This window comes from Ruegeria sp. HKCCD6426 (assembly GCF_057221115.1).
The window spans coordinates 629,553-646,151 of the sequence record NZ_JBWVBF010000001.1 but is presented as its reverse complement, the minus strand read 5'-3'; the positions used below and the strand labels follow the sequence as shown (position 1 = coordinate 646,151).

Annotated in this window: 21 protein-coding genes and 1 tRNA gene; 8 read left to right on the top strand and 14 right to left on the bottom strand. The window is 56.8% G+C overall.

Features of this window, described 5'->3' with window-relative positions; all coding sequences use genetic code 11:
• Positions 1 to 11: 11 nt before the first annotated feature.
• Positions 12 to 88: transfer RNA gene (locus tag AC2TDA_RS03220), tRNA-His, on the bottom strand.
• A gap of 47 nt (positions 89 to 135) precedes the next feature.
• The gene (locus AC2TDA_RS03215; protein WP_480878803.1) at positions 136 to 618 is read right to left on the bottom strand and encodes an N-acetyltransferase family protein; all 483 of its coding nucleotides are present in this window, start codon (positions 616 to 618) and stop codon (positions 136 to 138) included.
• A gap of 78 nt (positions 619 to 696) precedes the next feature.
• On the opposite strand from AC2TDA_RS03215, the gene AC2TDA_RS03210 reads away from it, so the two are divergent.
• On the top strand, positions 697 to 885 hold the full coding sequence (locus tag AC2TDA_RS03210; protein ID WP_480846643.1) for a DUF6324 family protein: 189 nt from the start codon (positions 697 to 699) through the stop codon (positions 883 to 885).
• A gap of 4 nt (positions 886 to 889) precedes the next feature.
• On the opposite strand, the gene AC2TDA_RS03205 is transcribed toward AC2TDA_RS03210, so the two are convergent.
• A complete protein-coding gene (locus AC2TDA_RS03205) occupies positions 890 to 1,321 on the bottom strand; it encodes an MmcB family DNA repair protein (protein WP_480846966.1) in 432 nt (143 codons plus the stop codon).
• 115 nt (positions 1,322 to 1,436) lie between these two features.
• Between AC2TDA_RS03205 and AC2TDA_RS03200 the strand changes: the two genes are divergently transcribed.
• Entirely contained in the window at positions 1,437 to 1,760 is a 324-nt protein-coding gene (locus AC2TDA_RS03200; protein ID WP_480878802.1) for an ArsR/SmtB family transcription factor, read from the top strand.
• Positions 1,753 to 2,178: an SRPBCC family protein gene (locus tag AC2TDA_RS03195; protein ID WP_480846641.1), complete on the top strand. Its 426-nt coding sequence runs from the start codon at positions 1,753 to 1,755 to the stop codon at positions 2,176 to 2,178. The genes AC2TDA_RS03200 and AC2TDA_RS03195 overlap by 8 nt, the downstream gene beginning before the upstream one ends.
• Before the next feature lie 214 nt (positions 2,179 to 2,392).
• Here the strand turns inward: AC2TDA_RS03195 and AC2TDA_RS03190 are convergent, their stop codons facing one another.
• From AC2TDA_RS03190 to ribB, 4 genes are read right to left on the bottom strand one after another with little or no spacing between them, the layout of a single operon-like run.
• Positions 2,393 to 2,698, bottom strand: a complete 306-nt coding sequence (locus AC2TDA_RS03190; protein ID WP_480878801.1) for a hypothetical protein — start codon at positions 2,696 to 2,698, stop codon at positions 2,393 to 2,395.
• Between the two features lie 59 nt (positions 2,699 to 2,757).
• Entirely contained in the window at positions 2,758 to 3,240 is a 483-nt protein-coding gene (gene nusB / locus AC2TDA_RS03185; RefSeq protein ID WP_480846639.1) for a transcription antitermination factor NusB, read from the bottom strand.
• Positions 3,237 to 3,788, bottom strand: a complete 552-nt coding sequence (locus AC2TDA_RS03180) for a 6,7-dimethyl-8-ribityllumazine synthase (protein ID WP_480846638.1) — start codon at positions 3,786 to 3,788, stop codon at positions 3,237 to 3,239. Before AC2TDA_RS03180 ends, nusB begins: the two co-directional genes overlap by 4 nt.
• 2 nt (positions 3,789 to 3,790) lie before the next feature.
• On the bottom strand, positions 3,791 to 4,912 hold the full coding sequence (ribB, locus tag AC2TDA_RS03175) for a 3,4-dihydroxy-2-butanone-4-phosphate synthase (RefSeq protein WP_480878800.1): 1,122 nt from the start codon (positions 4,910 to 4,912) through the stop codon (positions 3,791 to 3,793).
• A gap of 328 nt (positions 4,913 to 5,240) precedes the next feature.
• On the opposite strand from ribB, the gene AC2TDA_RS03170 reads away from it, so the two are divergent.
• A complete protein-coding gene (locus AC2TDA_RS03170) occupies positions 5,241 to 6,296 on the top strand; it encodes a phosphatase PAP2 family protein (RefSeq protein WP_480878799.1) in 1,056 nt (351 codons plus the stop codon).
• A 2-nt stretch (positions 6,297 to 6,298) separates the two neighbouring features.
• On the opposite strand, the gene AC2TDA_RS03165 is transcribed toward AC2TDA_RS03170, so the two are convergent.
• Positions 6,299 to 6,886: a riboflavin synthase gene (locus AC2TDA_RS03165; protein ID WP_480878798.1), complete on the bottom strand. Its 588-nt coding sequence runs from the start codon at positions 6,884 to 6,886 to the stop codon at positions 6,299 to 6,301.
• A 131-nt stretch (positions 6,887 to 7,017) separates the two neighbouring features.
• On the opposite strand from AC2TDA_RS03165, the gene AC2TDA_RS03160 reads away from it, so the two are divergent.
• The 3 genes from AC2TDA_RS03160 to AC2TDA_RS03150 all read left to right on the top strand — a co-directional run bounded on the left by AC2TDA_RS03160 (position 7,018) and on the right by AC2TDA_RS03150 (position 11,546).
• Complete coding sequence (locus AC2TDA_RS03160) at positions 7,018 to 8,316, top strand: capsule biosynthesis protein (RefSeq protein ID WP_480878797.1); 1,299 nt, start codon at positions 7,018 to 7,020, stop codon at positions 8,314 to 8,316.
• A gap of 92 nt (positions 8,317 to 8,408) precedes the next feature.
• A complete protein-coding gene (locus AC2TDA_RS03155) occupies positions 8,409 to 9,542 on the top strand; it encodes a polysaccharide biosynthesis/export family protein (RefSeq protein ID WP_480846630.1) in 1,134 nt (377 codons plus the stop codon).
• A gap of 3 nt (positions 9,543 to 9,545) precedes the next feature.
• Entirely contained in the window at positions 9,546 to 11,546 is a 2,001-nt protein-coding gene (locus AC2TDA_RS03150; protein WP_480878796.1) for a capsular polysaccharide biosynthesis protein, read from the top strand.
• On the opposite strand, the gene ribD is transcribed toward AC2TDA_RS03150, so the two are convergent.
• From ribD to AC2TDA_RS03120, 6 genes are all read right to left on the bottom strand, one after another.
• Complete coding sequence (gene ribD / locus AC2TDA_RS03145; protein WP_480878795.1) at positions 11,543 to 12,643, bottom strand: bifunctional diaminohydroxyphosphoribosylaminopyrimidine deaminase/5-amino-6-(5-phosphoribosylamino)uracil reductase RibD; 1,101 nt, start codon at positions 12,641 to 12,643, stop codon at positions 11,543 to 11,545. The two genes, AC2TDA_RS03150 and ribD, sit on opposite strands and share 4 nt — an antisense overlap.
• Positions 12,640 to 13,110, bottom strand: coding sequence for a transcriptional regulator NrdR (gene nrdR, locus AC2TDA_RS03140; protein ID WP_480469369.1), 471 nt, complete (start codon positions 13,108 to 13,110; stop codon positions 12,640 to 12,642). The genes ribD and nrdR overlap by 4 nt, the downstream gene beginning before the upstream one ends.
• Before the next feature lie 121 nt (positions 13,111 to 13,231).
• A complete protein-coding gene (locus AC2TDA_RS03135) occupies positions 13,232 to 13,642 on the bottom strand; it encodes a secondary thiamine-phosphate synthase enzyme YjbQ (protein WP_480846627.1) in 411 nt (136 codons plus the stop codon).
• A gap of 19 nt (positions 13,643 to 13,661) precedes the next feature.
• Complete coding sequence (locus AC2TDA_RS03130; protein WP_480846625.1) at positions 13,662 to 14,057, bottom strand: hypothetical protein; 396 nt, start codon at positions 14,055 to 14,057, stop codon at positions 13,662 to 13,664.
• A gap of 78 nt (positions 14,058 to 14,135) precedes the next feature.
• The gene (locus AC2TDA_RS03125; RefSeq protein ID WP_480878794.1) at positions 14,136 to 14,696 is read right to left on the bottom strand and encodes a DUF4166 domain-containing protein; all 561 of its coding nucleotides are present in this window, start codon (positions 14,694 to 14,696) and stop codon (positions 14,136 to 14,138) included.
• Positions 14,686 to 15,108, bottom strand: a complete 423-nt coding sequence (locus AC2TDA_RS03120; protein WP_480896845.1) for a thiol-disulfide oxidoreductase DCC family protein — start codon at positions 15,106 to 15,108, stop codon at positions 14,686 to 14,688. Before AC2TDA_RS03120 ends, AC2TDA_RS03125 begins: the two co-directional genes overlap by 11 nt.
• Positions 15,109 to 15,510: 402 nt before the next feature.
• On the opposite strand from AC2TDA_RS03120, the gene AC2TDA_RS03115 reads away from it, so the two are divergent.
• The gene (locus AC2TDA_RS03115) at positions 15,511 to 16,503 is read left to right on the top strand and encodes a helix-turn-helix domain-containing protein (RefSeq protein WP_480878793.1); all 993 of its coding nucleotides are present in this window, start codon (positions 15,511 to 15,513) and stop codon (positions 16,501 to 16,503) included.
• Positions 16,504 to 16,599 lie beyond the last annotated feature (96 nt).

Sequence of the window (16,599 nt, the reverse complement as noted above, 5' to 3'; positions counted from 1 at the left end):
GCCCGGGAAGATGGTACCGCCTCCCTGGCTTGAACAGGGGACCTCTGGATCCACAATCCAGCGCTCTAACCAACTGAGCTAAGGCGGCACTCGTGAGGGGCGATGTAGCGAACGTGTGCAGGGATTGCAAGAGGATTAAAGCCGAATTCTCCAGCTTTGTTCGACCAGATCGACCCCAAATGAATGCACAGGTTTGCTGTCGATTAACTGCCATCCGAACGCTCGATAAAGCGCGCAGGCTGCCGCGTGGCTTTCGTGCGTCCACAAGACCATATCATGGTATCCAGATTCACGCGCGAACGCCATGCATGTCGTCAGCAGACGTTTCCCCAACCCCTGCCCGCGCGCCTGCGGCTCTAACAGAAACAACCTAAGTTTGGCGGTCTGATCGGTCTGAGATACGCAAAAGATGCTCCCCAGCCGGATTCCGGACCTTTCGGCGATCCAGCCCTGCTCTCGGCTCGGGTCATGATTGGCAACGAATTCTTCGAGAATACGTGCCACCAATGTGGCGAAACTGTCGTCGAACCCTTCGTCGCAGGCGTAGAGCGTTCCGTGACGCTCGACCAGCCAAGGCGCATCATCCGCCCGGAACCGTCTGATTATGATGTCGTCCATACCCTATTTGAGCGCATAGGCCGCTTGATTCTCAACCCACTGCGCGTTAGCACAAACGCTCAGTCCCCGGAGGCGCATATGGGCATCAATACCGAACGCGACATCGAAGCAAACCTGCAGATCGGCCCGACAGATCAGGGGATGGTGCGTCTTTTCATCGAAGGCACCGGCATCGAGATTCCAATGGACTTCGATCCCGAAGAGGCTGAGGAAATCGCTGATGAGATTCGCGCCGCGGCACAGGCTGCGCGCGCGGTCAAAGGCTGAACGCCTAAACCCGCGGGTCTCGCAGAGCCTGCAATCTGCGAGCAGCATCCACGGCAAATTTCTGAATCATCTTCTTGCGTCGCGCTGGGGCCAGTTTGGCTTCCGGTCCTATACGTAGAATCTCGGCATCATAAGCGTCGGCGATGATCAAGCCGGTTTCGGGTGGCAGCAGGTCGGTCGGAAACTCCGTATCCACGGCCCAGAAAAACCGATCACACCATTCCAGATAGCCCTGCCATTTCGAATCCGACTGATAGTCAGCGCGGCTGGATTTGCATTCGATCACCCAGATCTCCCCCTTCGGCCCCAGCCCCATCACATCCACCCGCAGCCCCCGCGCCGGCACGAATTCCTCAATTGAAACATAACCATGCGACGCAAGATGTCGTGAAACACCGCGCGCAAGCTTCTGTCCGGGTTGCAGCTCCAAAGTCATGATTGAAAATGTGAACAATTAGTGAACAAAAATCAAGGCCACCTGCGCACTTGACATGATACCATTTGGTATTCTATTTAAATGATACCGAATGGTATTGCATATGAGAAACCTCATGGATCAACAAACTCAATACGCATTTCGCGCCCTCGCCGATCCGACGCGGCGCGACATCGTTCGCATTCTGGCCGGTCAGGACATGACCATCGCCCAGCTGACCAACCAATTCGACATGACCCGTGCAGCGGTCAAGAAACACCTGACAGTTCTGTCGGATGGCGGCCTGATCAAGATCGAGGCCAAGGGCCGCGAACGCATCAACCGACTGGAACCAGCGGGAATGGCGCCCGTTCTGGACTGGCTCAAATACTTCGACCGGTTCTGGGATGACCGCCTTGCCAATCTGAAAGACGCAATTGAAAGGAAAAGAAATGACTGACGCTGTATTGCAAAAGACAATCTTCTTGCGCGCGGACCCTGAGACGGTTTGGGACTACCTAACCGAACCCGACCGATTGGCTGAGTGGTTCCACAAGCCCGAACGCCGGTTGGCGAATGGTCAAAAGCTTGAAATGTTCGGAACCACCAGCGGAGACCTGTTGATCTGGGGTGAGGTTCGCGCGGCGCGGCGGCCTGAGTATCTTGAATATACCTTTACTGTGAAACCCATGGGCGATGCTGTCAGCGTGGTCAAATGGACACTGGAGCCGGTTGCGGGCGGCACTCGGCTTGGCTTGCTGCACGAAGGCCTGCCACAGGGCGCCGAGGCTTTTGGCCTGATCCTTGCTCTGGACAACGGCTGGGACGAGCATTTTGGCAAGATGCGCACTGCTCTGCACGAAACTGTTGATGCATAACCCCTTGTGCGAACCCGCTTCACGCCCTACTTAGGCGCGTGGCGGGTTCTGCCCTTCTTGTGAATGGTAGCATTCTGGTGGCCTTAAGCAATTCCGAGGGGGCTGGCTCTGTTCAGGTCCTGGCCTGATTACCTGGCGCCCACCTGTACATACAGGTCCTCGGGAATCAAACCGCACGGTTGACTGGCGGTCCCGCCACATTTTTTCTTGAAGTTCAGCGCCCTGCGCGGGCTTCCTGCTTTGCCAGAGCGGGTTCAAAGCTGTGGACCACCGGTGTTCCCCGGCGCGGACCTCGCGGTTTTTCAGCCATGCTCATGATCGCATAGGCGAACTGCACCCCGGCAAAAACAATCCCGTTCATGAACCAGATCATCAACAGCGCAATAAACCCGATGTCCGAGCCGGTGATCAGATAGCGCAGATTCGCAACATTGAGCGCCAGTAGCACGCCGACAAAGACCGCCGAGATGACAAAGCCCCATGCAACCTGAGTGATATAAAGACGGATCAGTTTGGGCATGGTGGACCTCCTTGCGCGATGACATTCAGCTTAGCGCATATCTAATCCGGGTAAAGGCGTCAGAACGCCTCGGGCTTGGCCTCGCGCGCCATGTGATCCAGCACGGCGTTGACGAACTTAGGCTCTTTCCCTTCCGGGAAAAAGGCACGGGCCACGTCGACAAATTCGGTGATCACGACTTTGGGTGGTGTGTCGCCTTGGGTCAGTTCAGCCCCGGCCGCACGGAATACCGCGCGCAGGGTAGGATCGATGCGCGAGATTGGCCATTTGGCGACCAGAGCCCGGTCGGTCATCTGGTCGATCGGAGCCTGATAATTCACCGCATCATCGACAAGCTTACGGAAGACCGAGAGGTCACCGTCCAGCATTTCTTCGCCTTCGTAGACGGCGCCAAACCGGTGATCCAGAAACTCGTTCACGACCTGCTCGGTCGTCTGGCCCGACTGTTCCATCTGAAACAGCGCCTGCACGGCGTAAAGCCGGGCGGCGGATTTCATCAGGCGTTTCTGGTTGGCCGGTTTCGGCGCGTCTGTCTTAGTCATGCGGTTGTGGATCCGTTGCTGTCGCCCGCCACAAGGATGGACTCGGACGGCGGCTTGAAACCGACGCCCTTTTTCGAAGCGCCCCACTTACGGCTGAGTGCGATCAGATGCAAGGCCGCAGCGGCCGCGCCGCCTCCTTTATTCATCTTTTCAGGATTGGCGCGGACTTCTGCCTGATCGTCATTTTCCACAGTCAGGATGCCATTGCCGATGCACAGGCCCTGAAGCCCCATGAGCTGAATTGCCCGGCTGGAATCATTGCAGACGGTTTCATAGTGCGTAGTCTCGCCCCGGATCACGCAGCCCAGCGCGACATAACCGTCGAAATTGCACTGGCGGTCAGCCATAGCGATGGCGGTAGGGATCTCCAGCGCGCCGGGAACTTCGACCACTTCGCAGGTTCCGCCCGCTGCTTCGATCTCGGCTTTTGCACCCGCTACCAGATTGTCGGCGATGGTGCGATAGAACGGTGCCACAACGATCAGCAGTTTCACCGGTTTATCGAATGTCGGCGTGGGCAGGACGCCATGTTTGTCTTGTTCAGCCACGATCAGTCATCCTTGAGAATGGAACGGGTTCCGACGATGGACAGGCCAAAGGCGTCGAGCCCAAGATATACCGTTTCCGGTGCGTCGGTCAGTAGCACCAGTTCCTGAACACCCATCTTGGACAGGATCTGCGCGCCAAGACCGGTTTGTTTGATCGTCCGCGGGCCTTCATCCTCGGCCGCGTAGAGAGAGTTTCGGGGCTGGCGGAACAGGCAGACCACGCCGCGCCCCTCTTCGGCGATCTTCTCCATCGCGCGGGGCAGTTCCTGCGGGGATTTAGGGCCAAGGCCCAGAATATCAGGTGCTTCGTGCAGGGCATGGGTTCGGGTAAGGACAGGTTCGGGCGTGGTGATATCGCCTTTGATCATAACCACATGTTCGATCCCGTGGGTTTGGTCTGTGAAAATCCGCATCTCCCATTCGCCACCATATTCCGAACTCACAACCTCGCGCGAGGTCTCGACCACCAGATTGTCGTTACGAGAGCGGTACGAGATCAAGTCGCTGATCGTGCCGATCTTCATGCCGTGTTCTTTGGCGATTTCGACCAAATCCGGCAAGCGCGCCATGGTGCCGTCAGCCTTCATGATTTCACAGATCACGCCCGAGGGGTTCAGTCCCGCCAGCCGAGAGATATCGACCGCCGCCTCTGTATGGCCCGCGCGTACCAGCACCCCACCTCGCTTGGCCCGCAGCGGGAAAACATGGCCAGGTGTCGCGATATGCGCCATTGTGTTTTGTTCGTTGATCGCAGTCGCTACTGTCAGTGCCCTATCAGCCGCCGAGATACCGGTGCTGACACCCTCGCGTGCTTCGATGGAAACCGTAAACGCGGTTTCATGGCGCGACGAGTTGTTCACCGCCATCATCGGAAGGCCCAGATTGTCGATCCGTTCGGCGGTCATCGGCAGGCAGATCAAACCGCGACCGTGAGTCGCCATGAAATTGATTGCATCCGCGTCGGCGAATTCTGCTGCGATCACCAGATCGCCCTCATTCTCACGGTCTTCGTGATCGACCAGAATATACATCCGGCCTTTGCGCGCCTCTTCGATGATGTCCTCGATCGGGCTGATCGCATCGCGCAGCTCGGCCTCGACCGGTCCGGGGGTTTCAAAGCTCATGGGGCAGCCTTTCACAAGAGCATGTTTGCAAGGCGGGATAGACCACCACGCCCGCAAAGACCAGCCCGCTTGCGACAGGGAATATCCGGATTGCAACATTCCAACCTGAACGGAAGCCTGAAGGAAGGAACGTATCTGGCCGCCGCCATTGGGTTGATATTAGGCGCCCTCTAGACCTGTTGCGAAACGTTTGGCCAGAACGCATTGTTGAATGCAATCGGCAATGCCCGGGAATTTGCCCACAAAACGCCGCAATTCAGCCTTTGGGCCGCCCGATCCCTGAAACATTCCATTAGGATAAGGAGAAAACGTTTCCAGGAATTTGACAGTGTTTAATTCTACCGACCTGCCAGCATCCAGTTATGGAGTGCCTGGAGTTCTATGGCGAAACAGACTGTTGCTTGTTGTCGTGGGCCTTCATCTTTTGGCAGGTATCGCGGTTAGTCTGTATCTTGGCATGTCGTTCTGGGCAGAGGTCTCTCCCAAAATCTGGCGGGCTGCGCGCTTACTCTTTATGCTCATAGTTTCTAATTTTCTGCTGTGGCGGCTCGCCGTTGCAATCTTTATCGCCAAACCGGCAAAACCGATTCATTGGATGATGGCAGATGCTCGCGCGATCCTGGCAAATCGGAAACACGTATCTGATGCGATCGCCGGTTACCTGAGCATCGTTCTTTTGATCGTCACATTCTCCTACCTCAAGGACGAAATTCCATCCATAAACCCGTATTCCTGGGATCCGATTTTCGCGCAGTTGGACCGGTTTCTGCACGGTGGAAATGACCCGTGGACACTGCTTTGGCCTGTTCTTGGATCACCCTATGTGACGACCTTCATCAACCTGGCCTACAATGTCTGGTTCCTTCTGATCTTTATGTCGGTATGTCTCGCCTGCATTGATCGTCGTGATCCGAACCGCAGCATGGCATATCTGGTGGCTTTTACATTGTGCTGGTCTGTCGGAGGAAACCTGTTGGCTACAGTTTTCGCTTCGGTCGGCCCGGTTTACTACAAGATTTTCGGGTTCGGAGACACTTTTGTTCCACTTGTGGAACTGCTCCACAAATCCCACGAGGTCAGCCCCGTATGGGCGCTGGAATGGCATCAATTGCTGCTGGATGGGCATTTCAACGACGGCCCTGTTCGCGGGATTTCAGCCATGCCAAGTATGCATGTCGCATGCAGCGTCCTGCTGGCCCTTTACGGATTCAGTTATTACCGCTGGCTGGGCTGGGCGCTGACCGCTTTTGCGGCCATAATCATGCTTGGATCGGTACATCTGGCCTGGCACTATGCAGTTGATGGTTATGTATCAACCGCCCTGGCGCTCTTTCTGTGGTGGCTGGCCAAAAAGCTGACATTGCTGTTTGGCCCTTCCACCTGAGGTCAAGAGGCTTCGGCCAAACGCGCCACATATCGGGCCAACGTGTCAATTTCCAGGTTCACCCGATCACCTTCCGCAACCTCTCCCCAGGTTGTGACCTCTTTGGTGTGCGGGATAAAGTTGATCCCAAAGTCGCGACCATTCACATCATTGACCGTCAGCGAGGTGCCGTTCAACGCAACAGACCCTTTGGGGGCGATGAATCGTGCCAGATCCTGCGGTGCGCGTAGCGTGACCCGCGTGCTGTCTCCCTCGTCTTCGACCGCGACAACTTCGGCAACACCATCTACGTGCCCCGAAACGATATGACCGCCCAATTCGTCGCCAACTTTAAGCGCCCGCTCCAGGTTGACCCGCTTGCCGACCTTCCAAACATCGAGATTGGTTTTCGAGACCGTCTCGGCGCTGATTTGCACGTCATACCAATCGTCGCCCAACGCGATGACGGTCAGGCAAACTCCATCACTGGCAATAGACGCGCCGATGTCGATGCCTGCCGTGTCGTAGCTGGTTGTGATCCGCGCGCGCAGATCACCTTGCTGATCCAGCTCGGCAATGGTGCCGACATCGGTAACGATCCCTGTAAACATTCTATTAACCCTCTTGCGTCTAGGTTTCAGAGCCGAGGTAAGCCCAAGCGACCGTTCGGGCAAGCCCCGCCTTGCCCGGAATGGCGCAAACAGGCATAGTTTCGGGAATAAACAAGATTTGAGCAGCCCCCATGCCACCATTTGAAACCGTACCAGATGCGCGCGTTTTTCTGTTTCTTCAGGGACCGCACGGCCCGTTTTTCAGCGCCCTAGGTCGAATGTTACGGGCTTCGGGCGCGACCGTGTTGCGGGTCGGGTTCAACGCCGGCGATCAGGCTTTCTGGTCTGATCGAAGCAGCTATATCCCGTTCCGCGGTCGCCTAGAGGAATGGTCAGACACCCTTAACGATCTGATAGACGCCCATGGGGTAACGGATATCGCGCTCTATGGTGACACACGTCCTATACATGCCCGTGCCGTTGAAGTCGCCCAACGCATAGGCGTTACCATTCATGTATTCGAGGAAGGATACCTGCGCCCTTGGTGGGTCACCTATGAACGCAACGGATCCAACGGCAACTCCCTCCTGACAGACCTGAGCGTCGGTCAGATCAATGAGGCAATGGCGCATTCGGACGAACCGACACCACCACCGCCTTCACATTGGGGCGACATGCGAGAACACATCTTTTACGGAGCTCTGTATCACTGGTTCGTTCTGTTCAGGAATGGCCGCTATCGCAATTTTCGACGCCATAGGGATTTGCCTGTCTCAAAAGAATTCAGGTTATACTTCAAGCGTTTGTCCCTGATGCCCTTTCATCGTCTGCAACGCGGCTGGGCTACAGCGCGCGTTTGCCAAAGCGGGTTTCCATATCACCTCGTGTTGTTGCAATTGGGCCATGACAGCTCGGTCCAGGAGCATTCGGATTATTCCACCATGGCCGAGTTCGTCGAACAAATTATCGCCGGATTTGCACGCGGCGCTCCGGCGCATCATCGCCTCGTGATCAAAGAACATCCGCTGGAAAACCATCGTGAGCCCTTGCGAAAAAGGGTTCGCGAGGCAGCCAGGGCCCACGGGATCAAAGATCGCATTCACTATGTACCTGGTGGGAAACTGGCACGTTTGCTGGATCAGGCCAGCTCGGCCGTTACGATTAACTCGACAGCCGGCCAACAGGTCTTATGGCGCGGTATTCCTTTGCGCAGCTTTGGCCGATCCGTCTACAACAAGCCCGAGTTCGTATCAAAACAGCCAGTCGAGTCGTTTTTTGCGGCCCCTACCCCACCGGACAACGATGCCTATCAAAAGTATCGCCGCTTTTTGCTAAGCACCAGTCAGGTTCCCGGCGGGTTTTATTCCAGGCGCGGACGACGGCAATTGCTGCGACGGGCAGTGGACATGATGCTGCGGTCGCAAGATCCGTACCAAGCCATTCTCGCCGGCAACGCGACCATGACGCCACAGTTGAAAATCGTAAGCTAGAGCATGCCACCTGTGGCTGGAAGTTGTGTGGCGAAACGAGTAACCTACGCGAAACAATAAAACACAACAAAGACGACTGAGGGAAATCGGCAGTGCAGCGATCTCGAAACCAATGGGTACGGGCAGCGTCCCTTGTGGTTGTTTGTGGCCTGTTGACGGCGTGCCAGCTTCCAAAATCCGGACCGAACAAATCTGAAATTCTGTCCGGATCTACCGAAAACGGTGGCAACGCGTTTGTAGTGGAAGTAGATGATCGCGTGGCGCAGGCGACTTCAGCAATACCGCATTATGGGTTCTCTCAATCCTTTCGAAACGCACAGAGCGTAACAGCAGATACAGTGAGGCCTGGGGATGTTCTTGGGCTCACGATCTGGGAAAACGTGGACGACGGCCTACTGACCAGCGAAACCGGCGGTGCCACTTCACTGGATGAAGTGCAGGTCGACAGCGAGGGCTATATCTTTGTCCCCTACGCCGGTCGCCTTCGCGCGGCGGGCAATACGCCCGAGCAATTGCGCAACCAGATTTCCAAGAAACTGGAAGAACAAACCCCCGACCCGCAGGTTCAGGTACGCCGGGTGGCGGGCAACGGGTCTTCTGTGTCGCTGACGGGAACCATTGGTGGCCCAGGCATTTACCCAATCGAACAGCCAACGCGCACTCTTTCTGGCATGCTGGCCAATGCTGGTGGCGTGTCTGTTGCCACGGACATTGCGCTGGTCACCGTGATCCGTAACGGAAAAAAGGGAACGATCTGGTACGAAGACTTGTTCCGGAAACCGGAGACCGACATCGCACTGCGAGGTGGAGATCGAATTCTGGTAGAAGAAGACAGTCGGTCTTACATCGCGCTAGGGGCTACGGGCGGGCAATCCCGTGTAGCGTTCGAAAGTCAGGATCTGTCGGCGCTTGAGGCCTTGGCGCAGGTGGGTGGCCTGCAGTCGCTGTCCTCGGACCCAACCGGTATCTTTGTTCTGCGCAAAGAGCGTCAGGACATCGCCCGCAACGTTATGGGGCAGCCGAACCTTCAGGGTGACCAACGCGTGATCTATTTGTTGAACCTGACCGCGCCCAATGGTCTTTTCATCGCCCGTGATTTCGTTATCCGCGATGACGATACAATCTATGTTACTGAGGCACCTTATGCGCAGTGGTCCAAGTCGGTCTCTCTGATCGCGGGCGGACTAACCCCGTTTGCGAATGTGGCGACTTTGACGGGCGGTTGACGCGTGTTTCCTGAACAGGAAGCTATAGCCGGGGACAGACGTTCCCGGCTTTTCGTTTACAATGGCGGATTTCTGACGCAGCGACGGGTTCGACGCATTCTTGCTCTGGCCGGGTACGACATCCGTCTTGGCCTGCCTCAGCCGGACGACAAAGTTGGCGTCTGGGGCAATAGCCCAACCGCGCATCGCGGGCTTGGTATTGCCAAAAAACGGGATGTACCCGTACTGCGCGTCGAAGATGCATTCCTCAGGTCACTGCACCCTGGGCGCAGTGGAGAAGCCCCAATGGGTCTGTTGCTGGACCAGACAGGCGTGCATTTCGACCCGTCTGCGTCCTCTGATCTGGAGCGTTTACTGGCCACACATCCATTGGACAACACGGTGTTATTGGACCGCGCACGCGGTGGGATCGAGCGACTGCGTGAACTGCACCTGAGTAAGTACTCTGCTTTTGATCTGGATCTGCCGGCCCCCGATCCCGGCTATGTGTTGGTTGTGGATCAAACGCAGGACGATGCCGCCGTGACTGCAAGCGGAGGTAACCGTGCGCGTTTCCTTGAGATGCTGTTTATCGCGCAGGAGGAAAACCCAGGTGCACGGATCGTAATCAAGTCTCACCCCGAAACGTTGGCCGGTCACCGCGGCGGGTATTATTCTGATCAGGACCTGAACGCTCGGGTATCGGTTTTGGACACCCCTATCAGCCCCTGGCCCCTTCTTGAGGGGGCGATCGGCGTCTACACCCTGTCCTCGCAGCTGGGGTTTGAGGCCATTTTGGCAGGCCACAAACCTCGGGTCTTTGGGCAGCCATTCTATGCAGGCTGGGGACTCACGCAGGATGAAACCCCGCTCGCCCGCCGTCAGCGCAACCTGACGCGCGCGCAGCTTTTCGCGGCTGCGATGATCCTTTATCCCACTTGGTACGATCCTTACCGCGATCAGCTGTGCGAATTCGAAACAGTGCTGGACACGTTCGAAGCGCAGACCCGCGCATGGCGCGAGGACCACAAAGGTTGGACTGCCTCTGGAATGCGCCTGTGGAAAAGACCGCATCTTCAGCGAATGTTCGGGCAGTACCGAAAGGTTCGGTTCACAGCCGAGCCACCAGCGCCCGCAACACAGCCGCACATGGTCTGGGCCAGCCGGGCCAAGGATACGCATGACGCCGTTCGGATCGAGGACGGTTTTCTGCGGTCGCGGGGGCTTGGCGCTCAGTTAATACCGCCAATGTCGTTGGTGGCGGATGATTTGGGGATCTATTACGACCCCACCCGACCAAGCCGGCTGGAAGACCTGATCGCCGCCCGGGAAAACCTGCGCCCCGACCAGCAGCGCCGCGCCGAACGCTTGGTCGCTGATTTGCTGGCGCAGGGTCTGAGTAAATACAATACAGGTGGCGCAACACCTGCCCTGCCCAAAGGGCACCGCATTCTTGTTCCGGGACAGGTTGAAGATGACGCGTCGATCTTGACTGGCACCAGTGACGTACGGACCAACCTTGACCTTCTGCGCGCGACACGTGACGCGAACCCGGACGCAATACTGATCTACAAACCACACCCGGATGTGGAAGCCGGTTTGCGGGATGGCGGGATCGGCGCGGCCGATCTGGCCGATGTCGTCGTCAGAGAGACTGACCCGGCGGCTTTGCTGACGCAGGTGAATGCGGTCTGGACCATGACATCGCTACTGGGGTTTGAAGCCCTGCTCCGTCGCGTGCCGGTGACCACTCTCGGGGCACCTTTTTATGCCGGATGGGGGCTGACGACCGATCTGGGTGCAGTTCCGGCCAGACGCGGCGCCCGGCCATCGTTGATGGGATTGGTTCATGCGACTTTGATCGACTATCCCCGCTATCTGGATCCAGTCACAGGGCAACTCTGTCCGGTCGAGGTGATCGTTGATCGTTTGGCCCAAGGGTATTCGGTACCGACCGGCGCCCTGACCAGATTGCTATCCAAGTTGCAGGGCGCTCTGGCGAGCCATTCACATTTATGGCGCTAGCGCGTGGCTCGCGCCCACCGATGCAGAATATCACCCCCAACATTCTGAGTTTCGATAAGATCAAACCGGGGTGCATTGTCCAGTTTCTCAAGACCCAGCGCACCGACCGCCGGCAAACCTTCGGCACCGATAGCCAGCCCCGCGGTAAAGCCGACCAGCTCATCCACCAGGTCCTCGGCCAGCAGTGACGCAGCCAGGGCTGATCCGCCTTCACAGAACACTCGCGTCAGCCCGGCCTGCCCCAACTGGTGCAACAGATCGGCAGGATCTATGTGATGATCCTGCAATGCACAGGGCACCAATCGAGCACCCAGCCCCTCCCATGCACGGGCTCGTTCGGCATCCGGGTGCGGACCGTGGCACAGCCACACAGGAATATCCGACGCCGTCCGGGCAAGCTGTCCCATCAACGGCAATTCAAGGTGGCGCGACACGACAACCCGCACGGGCTGCTGCGTTACACCAATATCCCGCACGGTCAGTGACGGATCATCTGCCCTTGCGGTCCCGGCTCCAACCATCACTGCGTCATGACGCGCACGCATTGCGTGAACAGCGCGTCGAGCTTCAGGCCCGGTGATCCACTTGCTGTGGCCGGTTTCCGTCGCGATCCGCCCGTCGAAACTGCTGGCAAGCTTCAAGGTTACAAAGGGACGGCCCTGTTCTGTTTTAAGGAAAAACCCGGCATGATCCCGGGCAGCCTGATCGGCTAGCACGCCAGTTGTGACCTCGATCCCTGCGTCGTTTAACATGGCAAAGCCCTGCCCAGCCACACGCGGATCGCTGTCTTCGATGGCCGAAACCACTCTTACGACACCCGCATTAATCAAAGCTTGCGCGCAAGGCGGCGTTTTGCCGTGGTGGGCACAAGGCTCCAGCGACACATAGGCCGTTGCTCCCCATGCGGCAGAACCTGCCTGTGCCAAAGCCTCAGTTTCCGCGTGAGGGCGCCCGCCCGCCTGCGTCCAGCCGCGACCTATGATGCGGCCATCGCGCACGATGACACACCCGACGGACGGGTTGGGCCAGCACACCCCCTGTCCGCGCCGCCCCAGTGACAGGGCCAGCGCCATGTATCGCTTATCTGTTTCGCTCACTCGTCCGTTGTGGGCTGCGGCGGGCGCAACTCGTGGACGAACTCCTCGAAATCATCGGCCGCCTGGAAGTTTTTGTAGACACTCGCGAACCGAACATAGGCCACGGTATCGATCCGGGCCAGCGCTTCCATTACGATTTCACCGATTTTGTTAGACGGGATATCCGTTTCGCCCATGCTTTCCAAACGCCGCACGATCCCCGAGATCATCTGATCAATCCGATCCGGTTCTATGGGCCTTTTCTGCATCGAAATCCGGATCGAGCGTTCCAGTTTGTCCCGGTCGAAATCTTCACGTTTTCCGTTGGTTTTGATCACGACAAGGTCGCGCAATTGTACCCGTTCGTAGGTGGTAAACCTGCCACCGCAGGCCGGACAGAACCGCCGCCTGCGGATCGCGACGTGATCCTCTGCCGGACGTGAATCCTTGACCTGAGTGTCGATATTTCCGCAAAACGGGCAGCGCATCCGCCGTCTCCTCGTCCCTAGTTCCGCCTCTTGTTGTAAGCACTTCGGCTTACTTATCCACAACTATAGGGCACCCGCTATAGTTTGGGTAGTCGGAAATTTGAAACGCAAGATAAAGGGGTCAGGCGAAATGCGCAGCGACCTTTCGCGCGTGCGGCGCATTGCGATGTTCGAACAGGTAAATCCCCTGCCATGTGCCCAGAACCGGTTGACCGCCCGTGACCGGGATCGACAAAGACACTGGCATCATAGCTGCTTTGATATGAGCCGGCATGTCATCCGGCCCCTCATAAGTATGACGCAAATAGGACATTGCAGGGTGATTGGACGGAGGGACTAGTCGGTCGAAAAATGCCTGCAGGTCAGTCTGGACCTCTGGATCGGCATTTTCCTGGACCAACAATGAACAAGAAGTGTGACGCACAAAAAGCGTTAGCAGCCCGTCCGTGGCAGGGCGCAGCCACGGCCGCACAAGGCCGGTGAATTCATACAGCCCTGCGCCCTGTGTCCGGATCGTGAATTCGGTTTGCACCCGTCCTTATTCCTATAGCTTAGTTGAAGGACCGGCGAACGTTGCACCGCCCATTTGCGCCCTGCACCGACATGCTGTAACCGGGCTGGAAGCCTGCTGTGATACTGCCTTGCTGTGCCACATTTGCCGGCATTTTCAACGAAAACTGAACGGCCGTTCGACGCCCTGTCGTCACACTGGGACCATAGCCGCGCAGCACGTAGATTCTTTGCTGCCAGCCCGCACCCAGATTACGGCGGGCAAAATCCGCAGCCGCACACCAATACCCGTCAGTATCGCGGCGAGATCGTGGAATGACTTCGAAATCTGTGCTGTTGATCGCTTCGGTCTGATACCCGTTGCGGGCCGCAGTCGCCGTACCAGGAACGCTCAGCGTAAGCACAGCTGCAATAGCGCAAAAGAGAATCTGTTTCATTGCCAATACCTTTCCTATTTCGCTCTGTCGCATAACTAGTTTGCCACATGCCACCAGACAGAACGTCTCACAATCAAGTCAGGTCCCGTGCTGAAATACGTGATCGCGCGTTAACCATCCCTGATAGCGGATTAGATGCCCCCAACCTGGCAGTTCGGCCGAAATATCGAACCGAAACCGACCATGTTCGTCCTGCCATTCAACAGAGGATGAACGTGGCAGCAGAAATCGGGGACACGGAACCCCGAGTAGTTTAAGACCCTCTATTTCAACGGACAATTTGCCTTCTGACAGGGCTGGTCGCATCCATATTGTCAGGCCACCGATATCTTCACGCACCAAACCAGCACCCGGATCGCACCGCAGGCGCGAGCGGGTCTGATGGCCCGCGAATTCACGCGTCCAAGCCCACTGTTGTTTGTCCTTCAGGACGGTCACAATCACAGGCACGTCATCTGCTGACGGAGGGAACCCTCCGATCCGCAATGCCAAAGCAGTGAGGATGCCTCTGCCCCGGACTATTGAGCATCGTCCGGAATATCGACAGGGCTGGCTGTGCAGGTCCTTCACGGCCTTAGGCAGCGTCTCCGATTGCGGTAAGGCGCGCAGGAATGGATCTGCCAGGTTATCAGTATCCATCTGGTTCGAACCGGGACATGAGCGCGCTGTCGGGGACAAGGCATGTCTCATATCGCCCGAATATCCGGTACCTGTTGCGCGCAATGAGACGGTAGAGCGGATCTCTCACAGATTCTGGTAGAAATCGGCACAGTGACAGCGCCTTCCAAGCCCCTGGCAAGGCCTGCATCGCAGCCGCAAAGGCGTCCAGTCTTTGGTGAACGGTCCCATCAACGATAACCAGATTGGTCTCAAAATCTCTCGTCGGCAAACCGAGGCGGGTGTACAGGCGCCGTCCTAACGGGGACTGCGCAGTTGCAAAGCGGAAATGCCTGTGCCTGTCATGGCGCAGCATGAAACGGAAGAATCCCGAACAAAGGACACATTCACCGTCAAAGACGATCAGGTTCCGGTTACAGATAGTCTGCTGCATGAATTCACACGTGATTACCGCGCTTTACGCTCGAAACATTGCATGCAAAACTGCGATCGGCAATGCGACACAGCGGGACCGATCACCATCATCAGCTGATAAGAGGGCGTGCCGGGGAACCATTTTGAACGGGGTGGTAGGCCGCTCAATCAGGCTCTGACCTCATCCCCAAAAAGGCACTTACCCGACAACAGCGGTTATTTAGGAAACAACGTTACACGGTTCATTCGGGTAACGGACAATTCCTTGTGAGTAGATGACAACCGAGTTGGAATATTGGCTGTACGCGCCGATTGCAGTGACAAACGCTGGCAGTGAACACCCGTTTGCAAGTAAGTTTGAAGGGAAGGAATTTACCTGTCAGACAGAATGATGGATGTTGATATTTCAAGAATTCAATTATTGACCAGAACGCTGGATCAATATGCGTGCAATCCTGCACTTACGGATGAAGTTCTGAGCAATTGCGAGCTGAGCCGAGCAGATATCGCCCCGCCAGCCAAAAGTTATAGCGCCCACAAAGAGGCATTGTTTGTTCGACATGCCTGTGACGCGGTTCAGGATATTACCTTCGGGGCCCGGGCAGGATTGGAGTTCCGCACCTCATCCAGCGTGACAGCCTATATCAGTAAGTATTCGCGAGACCTGAGACAGGTCATCGAAAACACCTCGCGCTTCCACTGGATAATCGATCCGGCCTTGGTGTTTAGGTTGCGTGAAGCCGGAAATGCTGCATCTCTCGAGGTCGACTGGAAGGATTCCAGTTTTTCTCGATACCACCGCCGGACGGAATTTCTTCTGTTTGCCGCTGTCGCTCGGATGCGCGCTTTGACAACGGTGAAACTGCATCCAATCGAAATGCGTTTTCAGCATGAAATCGGCCACCACGTAGGAGATTACGAAAAGATCGGCGGATTTCCGGTCACCTTTGGTGCCGAGAGGATGGAAATCATCTTGTCGCTATCTTCGCTTGATCTGCTCATTCCAACCTACGACCCAAGCCTGCGCTCCCATTTGCTGGAGTATGGCGAGCGGTTGCTGACCGAACGGCGCTCACTCAAAGAGAAGACCCGAGCCCAAGTTGAAGGGCTCATAACACGTTCGATGCCGGGCAAGGTCTTGCACTCCGATGAGGCCGCCGCCAGCCTTGCGCTCAGCCCCCGTACGCTTGCACGCCGTCTGGCAAACGAAGGCACCAGCTATCGCGAAATTGTCGAGGATCTGCGTTGTGACCTCGCCCAGACATTTCTGAAGAACGGCATGGCCCTATCCGAGATTTCATACTCGCTGGGGTATGCCGATCAGGCCGCGTTTTCCACGGCATTCAAACGCTGGACCGGCCAGGCCCCCAGTACATTTCGAAAACGGATTGATCACCCTCTGCCCAGAAGTTGAGGGTGGCCGGGGGTCAACAGTGTCGCCACCTCGCCCCGGCCTGTCCCATGAGTGGACACACGCGATATAGAAATCTCCTGAACGCCAGACTTGTGA

Coding starts and splice junctions, on each gene's coding strand:
- AC2TDA_RS03215 (WP_480878803.1), bottom strand. CDS start 618: ATGGACGACATCATAATCAGACGGTTCCGGGCGGATGATGCGCCTTGG.
- AC2TDA_RS03210 (WP_480846643.1), top strand. CDS start 697: ATGGGCATCAATACCGAACGCGACATCGAAGCAAACCTGCAGATCGGC.
- AC2TDA_RS03205 (WP_480846966.1), bottom strand. CDS start 1,321: ATGACTTTGGAGCTGCAACCCGGACAGAAGCTTGCGCGCGGTGTTTCA.
- AC2TDA_RS03200 (WP_480878802.1), top strand. CDS start 1,437: ATGGATCAACAAACTCAATACGCATTTCGCGCCCTCGCCGATCCGACG.
- AC2TDA_RS03195 (WP_480846641.1), top strand. CDS start 1,753: ATGACTGACGCTGTATTGCAAAAGACAATCTTCTTGCGCGCGGACCCT.
- AC2TDA_RS03190 (WP_480878801.1), bottom strand. CDS start 2,698: ATGCCCAAACTGATCCGTCTTTATATCACTCAGGTTGCATGGGGCTTT.
- nusB (WP_480846639.1), bottom strand. CDS start 3,240: ATGACTAAGACAGACGCGCCGAAACCGGCCAACCAGAAACGCCTGATG.
- ribB (WP_480878800.1), bottom strand. CDS start 4,912: ATGAGCTTTGAAACCCCCGGACCGGTCGAGGCCGAGCTGCGCGATGCG.
- AC2TDA_RS03165 (WP_480878798.1), bottom strand. CDS start 6,886: ATGTTTACAGGGATCGTTACCGATGTCGGCACCATTGCCGAGCTGGAT.
- AC2TDA_RS03160 (WP_480878797.1), top strand. CDS start 7,018: ATGCCACCATTTGAAACCGTACCAGATGCGCGCGTTTTTCTGTTTCTT.
- nrdR (WP_480469369.1), bottom strand. CDS start 13,110: ATGCGCTGCCCGTTTTGCGGAAATATCGACACTCAGGTCAAGGATTCA.
- AC2TDA_RS03130 (WP_480846625.1), bottom strand. CDS start 14,057: ATGAAACAGATTCTCTTTTGCGCTATTGCAGCTGTGCTTACGCTGAGC.
- AC2TDA_RS03125 (WP_480878794.1), bottom strand. CDS start 14,696: ATGGATACTGATAACCTGGCAGATCCATTCCTGCGCGCCTTACCGCAA.
- AC2TDA_RS03120 (WP_480896845.1), bottom strand. CDS start 15,108: ATGCAGCAGACTATCTGTAACCGGAACCTGATCGTCTTTGACGGTGAA.